This is a genomic window from Polaribacter sp. OB-PA-B3 (genome assembly GCF_054589375.1).
Genome location: NZ_BAAIIX010000011.1, coordinates 1 through 6,786, shown reverse-complemented (window position 1 = coordinate 6,786; position 6,786 = coordinate 1). Strand labels below are relative to the sequence as shown.

The 6,786-nt window shown below is 26.8% G+C and carries 8 protein-coding genes; all 8 read left to right on the top strand.

Features of this window, described 5'->3' with window-relative positions; translation table 11 throughout:
* Positions 1 to 115: 115 nt before the first annotated feature.
* The 8 genes from ACYPV9_RS14150 (at position 116) to ACYPV9_RS14115 (ending at position 6,560) form a co-directional block, all read left to right on the top strand.
* Positions 116 to 532, top strand: a complete 417-nt coding sequence (locus tag ACYPV9_RS14150) for a hypothetical protein (protein ID WP_459744812.1) — start codon at positions 116 to 118, stop codon at positions 530 to 532.
* Positions 533 to 542: 10 nt separating this feature from the next.
* A complete protein-coding gene (locus ACYPV9_RS14145) occupies positions 543 to 956 on the top strand; it encodes a contact-dependent growth inhibition system immunity protein (protein ID WP_459744810.1) in 414 nt (137 codons plus the stop codon).
* A gap of 119 nt (positions 957 to 1,075) precedes the next feature.
* Positions 1,076 to 1,657 (top strand): hypothetical protein, encoded by a 582-nt coding sequence (locus tag ACYPV9_RS14140; RefSeq protein ID WP_459744808.1) that lies wholly within the window; start codon positions 1,076 to 1,078, stop codon positions 1,655 to 1,657.
* Positions 1,658 to 1,807: 150 nt separating this feature from the next.
* On the top strand, positions 1,808 to 2,515 hold the full coding sequence (locus ACYPV9_RS14135; protein WP_340932502.1) for a hypothetical protein: 708 nt from the start codon (positions 1,808 to 1,810) through the stop codon (positions 2,513 to 2,515).
* 172 nt (positions 2,516 to 2,687) lie between these two features.
* On the top strand, positions 2,688 to 3,401 hold the full coding sequence (locus ACYPV9_RS14130) for a hypothetical protein (RefSeq protein ID WP_459744805.1): 714 nt from the start codon (positions 2,688 to 2,690) through the stop codon (positions 3,399 to 3,401).
* A 189-nt stretch (positions 3,402 to 3,590) separates the two neighbouring features.
* On the top strand, positions 3,591 to 4,640 hold the full coding sequence (locus ACYPV9_RS14125; RefSeq protein WP_459744803.1) for a type I restriction enzyme HsdR N-terminal domain-containing protein: 1,050 nt from the start codon (positions 3,591 to 3,593) through the stop codon (positions 4,638 to 4,640).
* A 168-nt stretch (positions 4,641 to 4,808) separates the two neighbouring features.
* On the top strand, positions 4,809 to 5,615 hold the full coding sequence (locus ACYPV9_RS14120; RefSeq protein ID WP_459744801.1) for a hypothetical protein: 807 nt from the start codon (positions 4,809 to 4,811) through the stop codon (positions 5,613 to 5,615).
* A 168-nt stretch (positions 5,616 to 5,783) separates the two neighbouring features.
* The gene (locus ACYPV9_RS14115; RefSeq protein WP_459744799.1) at positions 5,784 to 6,560 is read left to right on the top strand and encodes a hypothetical protein; all 777 of its coding nucleotides are present in this window, start codon (positions 5,784 to 5,786) and stop codon (positions 6,558 to 6,560) included.
* Positions 6,561 to 6,786: the final 226 nt, after the last annotated feature.

The following is a 6,786-nucleotide window of genomic DNA, read 5'->3' as shown; positions in this document are numbered from 1 at the left end:
TCGCGGATTTTCTTTGTCAGTAATTATTTATTAAATTTATAGCAAAACTACGCAACTAACCTTGTACAAACACGTTGGCAACAAGCAAAAATCAGCACGTTGAAAAATAATAACCTTGAAGAAAAGTAAAACGAAATCTATAATACTTACACTAATTCTGCATTCATTTATAATTCTTGGAGTTGGTCACGGAATTGGAATAATGGGAATTATAGATATTGCAAGTATTCCAAATTTAATTGACGATTATGGTTTTACTTTAAGTGGAGAATTCAACGATAAAATTATGTCAATTGGATTTATCTCATTAATTGGAAAAGTATTGTTAATTATAAGTATTTTTCTGAAATCTGAATTCTATAAGAGAATACTTGAAATTGTTGGAATTTTACTTTTGTGGGTTTCAGTCTATTTTCTTTCATCTGGAAATTGGAGTTTTAATTCTGTTTATGAAATAGCTTTTTGGACAAGTATTCCATTTTTAATTTCATCTTTAAATTCTATTTTTCTAATATTTAGAAAACATCAATAAATGAATTAAAATGTTAGAAAAATCAATCGAACAATTAGAAAATAATTATTGGAAAAAAGAATCTGAATTTCCAACTAATTTAATTGAGAAATGCTTTGAATATAGAAAAATCAAACTTTCTGAATTGACAACTGAACAAATTAGACTTATGATTTCCCAAAAAATCGGAATTGAGTTTTTAATTGGAATTGCATTAAAGAAACTTGATCAAAATATAATCGCAGAAGGAAATTTGTATGAAGGAGATTTATTAGATTCTGTTTCAAAAATATCAGCTGAATTTTGGAATAAAAACAAATTTGAATTAGAAAAATTGAAAATTATTATTGAAAAAAACAAACAGAAAATTAAAACTGAAATGGGAGAAAAGGAATATGAACGAATTTCTGAAAGAATAAAAGCCAGTTGCCAACACCATATATAATTTATTGCTGGCTTTTGCTTACTTACGAAAATCCTCGCGGATTTTCTTTGTCAGTAATTATTTACTAAATTAGCTGCTTAACCACGCAACAAACCATATATAAACACGTTGTAAGCAATATGAGAAAAACGTTATCGATAATAATTTTACTTCTGATTTTTTCTTGTAAAAAGTCCGAATATAAAACGATTGACTTTGGCTCATTTGAAATAACTGTACCTCGAAACTGGAAAGAATATGAAGTTAAAGGAATCGATAGTTATGTTGGCGGAATAGTAACAAATGAAAAAGATACTTTGATTTTCGATTTAGGTTGGTATTCTGGAGATTTGACAAAAAACATTGAAATACTTGTGTTTAGCGAAACCGAATATTCTGAATTCTCTAAAAAACAAAAAAGCCGATTAGAAAAGGTAAAACATTTGATAGTCGATGATGAATTTACTGCTGAATATGACGCAAAAGAATATCTAAAATATAAATACACAAAAGACAGTATTGCTTGTTTTTCAGCCAAATTTATTGAGCCGACAAACAAAGGTTTTGGTGCAAGCGGAATTTATATTGACAGTTTAAAAGGAAGTAGAAAGAATCATAATAAAACATCAATGAGTTTTTATGGAAATGATTTATCGGAATCCACTCAAGCGGAATTTTTCAAAGCTCTGAAAAAGATGGAATTTAAAGATTATTGTGAATAAAATACTGCTTACAACACCGTGTATAATTCATTGCTAGTTCTAGCCTACTTGGAAATTCCTGCGGAATTTCCTCTGGTTCGTTTTAGTTTACTAATTTAGTTGCTGAAACACGCAACGAAATCATACACAATCACGTTGGGCAAAATTAAAATGAACAGAATAACAGTAATATTAATTATAATTCTATCCATAATTTCTGGTAAGATATTTTCTCAAACAGAAAGGTTTGAAAAAGACACGATTATTGAAAAAAATAATCCAAAGTCATTAAATCTAAATGAAAATCAAATTTTCATAGACACTACAAGAAACTCAATATTCTACAAAAGAATTGAAAATTGGAAAAAATCAAAATATGATATTAATGATACCAAATTATCTTTAAAAAAACTGAATGAGAATTTTAAACCCAAATCAATTCAGTTGAAAGAATTTCCGAATAATTTTATAACATTAAGAAAATTAAAGGGCGAATATATTCTTTATGAAAGATGTGATGGAATTGACCAAAGATTTGAATTACTCAAAGATTCGTTTATAATTTATGGTCCACTTGAATCTAAAGCTCATACTATTTATAAATTGATTGAATCAAAAAAAGGAAATATAAAACTTGAATTGAATAGTATTGAGTCAAGAACGAAGTTTCAAAAAACAATTATTGAAATACATAAAATTAATGAATCAGTTTATGAAATGACTTTTAAAAATAAAAATAGAAATTTCAAAATATTTTTAACTACTATTGAAAGAATAAGAGAATTTAATTTAGTTGTAAATCATTGCCCAAAAATGAAAATGTCTGAATTTGAAAAATTTGATGGAATGAAAAAAGCAGAATTAATTGAAATTGAATAAAAAACTTTGCCCAACACCTTGTATAATTTATTGCTTGCAAATTGCTCACTTGCGAAAATCCTCTCGGATTTTCTTTGTTAGTGTTTTATTCATTAACTTTATTGCTTAAACTCGCAACAAACCATACAAAAACACGTTGGCAACAAGCAATACAGAAAATTAAATAAAAACTATGAAAACAAATTACATTTTAGCTTTACTAACAATTTTGACTTTAAACTCTTGTGGTAAAAGTGAAAAGGAAATTAAAATTGAAAAAGAAAAATTAGAATTAAAAGCTGAAAATGAGAGAAAAAAAATTGAGTTAGAAAAAATCCACGAACAAAAAGTAAATGTAGGAAAAAGAAAGAAAATAACAGAATTGACAATGCAGCTTCAAAGATTGCCAGAAGCTATAAAAAAAGCTCAAGAGAATATTGAAAAAATTAATAAATTTCAAATAGGTCGCTCACAATCAACTAAAGACAAACAGTTAAAAAAAGCTTACAAACAATTAAGTGAAATAAGAAACTATGGAGAGAAACTAAAGAATGAAATAGCACAATTAGAATACTTGAAAACTTTTGAATTTCAAAAAGACCCTGAAAGCGTAATGAAATATATATTTGAATCTGCTAAAAAAGGAGATTTTTCGAATTTTAGAAATTTATGTGATCCTTATGGAGAAAATGATAGTGATGTAAACTCAATTTGTTATGCTGAAATGTTATCTAAAGAAAGAAAAAAGGAATTACAAGATTCTTTTAAAAATGGAAGAATTATTGGAAAACCTGTAATAAAAGATAATATAGCTGAAATTGAATTTGCTTATGGGGTAAGTTCAAACAGATTGGAAAAAATGGGAATGGTAAAAAGGAACGGCTTATGGTATTTATCTGGATTTTAAAAAAGCCAGTTGCCAACACTGTATAAACTTTATTGCTGCTAAATTTTTCCTTCGGAAAAATACGCAGGCACACAGTTGTTTAATAATTTGCTTACTTTTAGCATAAACAAACGCAACAAAGCTTATACGAGAAACGTTGTAGTGCATTAGTGAAAAATGAAAAATCGTACTTAAAAACAGAAATTTAATATGGAGAAATGGAATGAACTATGTTACATACTATCTGAAAATTTGTCAACAAACACAAGCGAACAGTTGTTTGAATTAAAAGTAGTTCAAGCATTTGAAAAATTAGGATGGAGCGAATTTAATAATGAAATTGCTGTACGAGAAAGTATTCAAATAGGTGCTTCAAATAGAATAAGTCCAGATTTAATCTTAAAATCAAAAGAGAAAGGCAACCTTTTTATTGTAGAAGTTAAAAAACCTTCTCTTGAAATTGATAATTCTACTTTCAAAGGACAACTTTCATCTTATATGGGAATTACAAGAGTTGAATTAGGTATTCTAATTGGGAATAAAATTCAATTGTTTTTAGATGGTAAATATTTTAATAAAAATGGTATCGTATTAATAGATGAAATTGAATTCAAAAGAGATAACGAAAAAGGACTAAAATTTGTTCATTTATTTAGCAAAGAAAATTATAGGAAAGAAAATATAGAAAATCACGCTCAAGAAAAAATTCAACAGTTAAAAGAAATAGAAGATTTTAAAAAATTAAAAAACAAAATGCTATCTGAAAACTATAGCGAAAAAATAGTTGACTATTTAAAAACTGAACTTCGAGGTAAATTTGATGAAAAAATAATCGATAAAGTTTTCAAAGTAATAGAGGTTAAAATAGAAAATAAGAACAAAATTGTTCCAATAGAAAATTATGGAAAACCGAGAACGAAAAAATATAGAAATTTTGAGAATATTAATGAACAGTCTGGAAAACTTCCAATTGGAAAATATGTTCGAAAAACATTCAATGAATTAGTTAAAAACAACTCAATAGACAGAAATGAAATTGAAAGATTACAAAGAGGTGATTATTCTAAATTAACTTTTGATATTCAATTTCCATTTTTAGCAAAAGAAAATTCACCAAATTACGAGAGGGTTAGATATTGGAAAAACCCTTATCTAATTAACGGAGAATTTTATTTTGTTTGTTCGCAATGGTACGAAGTTCCAGCTAATAATGACAGACCATATTATGAGGAGTGGTTAAAGAAAATGAAAAATAAATAACGCACTACAACACCGTACAAAATTAATTGCTTTTTTTAGCTTACTTACGAAAATCCTCGCGGATTTTCTTTGTCAGTAATTATTTACTAACTTTATGGCTAAACCACGCAACTAACCTTGTACAAACACGTTGTGCGTCATTTAAGCAACACTCTCGAAAAAGGAAAAATGAGTCGAAAAAAATGGACATCTGAAAAAATATTCACTCGACTGCTGAATAATAAAACGCAAAAAACTTTTTGGGAGAATATTAGAGAATTAAGAAAAAGACCAAATAAAAAAGTTTATAATCGAGCGTTTAAACTTGCGAAATCTGAAAGTGAAAAAGAAAAAATTATTGGAATTTATGTATTAGCACAGTTAGGTTTTAACCCAAGATTTCAACAAGAAAAAACAGTAGATTTATATTTTAAATTATTAAAAAATGAGAAATCGCCAAAAGTAATTTCTGCAATTTTATCATCAATCAGTCACAATAATGAGAATTTAAATGAGAACCAAATTTCTAAATTAATAAAATTCAAAACTCACAGTTTTGTGAATGTAAGATTTCAATTAACTCTTGCAATCTCTTGTTTAGAAAATGAGAAAGCAATAAAAACTTTAATTGAGCTATCAAATGACAAAGATTCTGACACCAGAAATTGGGCAACTTTTGGAATTGGAACGCAGATTGAAGATGATACTAAAGAAATCAGAATTGCATTGTGGAATAGAATTACGGACAAAGACGAAATTACACGATTAGAAGCGATTTTAGGATTAGCAAAAAGGAAAGACAGAAAAATAAAAGAAATTTTAAAAACTGAACTTAAAAACATTGACGAAAATGGTTCGATGATTTTAGAATCTATTGAATCATTTAATGATAAAGATTTCATTAAATTATTGGAAAATAAAATTATTGAGAATAAAAAATCAAAAAAAGTTAATGAAGATTGGCTTTTGGAAACAATAAACAAACTGAACGAATAATAAAAAACGAACGCACAACACCATATATAATTTATTGCTGACTTTTTGCTTACTTACGAAAATCCTCGCGGATTTTCTTTGTCTGTAATTATTTACTAACTTTAGTGTTTAACCACGCAACAAACCATATATAAACACGTTGCCAGTAATTAACAAATTGAACCCAAAATGAATAAAAATTTAGTTCTAATTTTCATCTTTCTTTCTAATTTTCAGTTTATAACAGGACAAAATATTTATTCTGCATTACATCACGATGACAGATTAGATTTACGAAAAATTAAGAGTGTAAAAAAAATTGTTAAACACAGAACTTTTTTTAACAAGAATGATACAGAAATTGAAACATCTACAATAATACTAAATGATAGTAGTCGAGTTATAAAAGAAGATAGATTTAATGAAAAATATAATCGTAAAACTCGTTTTACTATTACCTACGATTCAACTCAAACTCACTCATTAACAAGAAGAGTTGAATTGACTCAACCATATGTTAGAAATGTAACCACAACTTATTATGAATATGATGAAAATAGATTTTTAACTAAAATAATAAATAAAAGAAATAATAAAATTTATAGAGTTACGAATATTATAAATAATGAAAAAGGACATCCAATAGAACTGAAACTTATTGAAAATTCAATTCCTTATGGAAAAGAAACAGCAGAATATGATTATGTAAATAATTTAACGAAAAGAACTGTCTATAACGAATTAGGAGAAGTTAAATCAATCAGTTCAGGAAAAATTGATTTTTCAATATCAGATAATAATGACTTAAGGAATGAATATGGAGATTTGTTACAATCTAAACTTTTTAAATTTGAATACAAATATGACAAATTTGGAAATTGGAAAAGACAAAAACGTTATATGTTGAAAAATGGGAAATGGGTGAAAAATGCCATATTTAAAAGAACAATATATTACAGGAAATAAAAAACTACTGGCAACACCATATATAATTTATTGCTGGCTTTTTGCCTACTTACGAAAATCCTCTCGGATTTTCTTTGTCTGTAATTATTTACTAAATTAGTTGCTTAAACCACGCAACAAACCATATATAAACACGTTGGCAACAATAATGACCCGTCCTGAAATAAGGCTACATAATTTTAAACATTATGTACAGAAATGACAAAGTAATTAGACGTTACAGTGA

Excerpts from the sequence above, each read along its gene's own strand:
- ACYPV9_RS14145 (WP_459744810.1), top strand. The coding sequence starts at position 543 with ATGTTAGAAAAATCAATCGAACAATTAGAAAATAATTATTGGAAAAAA.
- ACYPV9_RS14140 (WP_459744808.1), top strand. The coding sequence starts at position 1,076 with ATGAGAAAAACGTTATCGATAATAATTTTACTTCTGATTTTTTCTTGT.
- ACYPV9_RS14135 (WP_340932502.1), top strand. The coding sequence starts at position 1,808 with ATGAACAGAATAACAGTAATATTAATTATAATTCTATCCATAATTTCT.
- ACYPV9_RS14130 (WP_459744805.1), top strand. The coding sequence starts at position 2,688 with ATGAAAACAAATTACATTTTAGCTTTACTAACAATTTTGACTTTAAAC.
- ACYPV9_RS14125 (WP_459744803.1), top strand. The coding sequence starts at position 3,591 with ATGGAGAAATGGAATGAACTATGTTACATACTATCTGAAAATTTGTCA.
- ACYPV9_RS14120 (WP_459744801.1), top strand. The coding sequence starts at position 4,809 with ATGAGTCGAAAAAAATGGACATCTGAAAAAATATTCACTCGACTGCTG.
- ACYPV9_RS14115 (WP_459744799.1), top strand. The coding sequence starts at position 5,784 with ATGAATAAAAATTTAGTTCTAATTTTCATCTTTCTTTCTAATTTTCAG.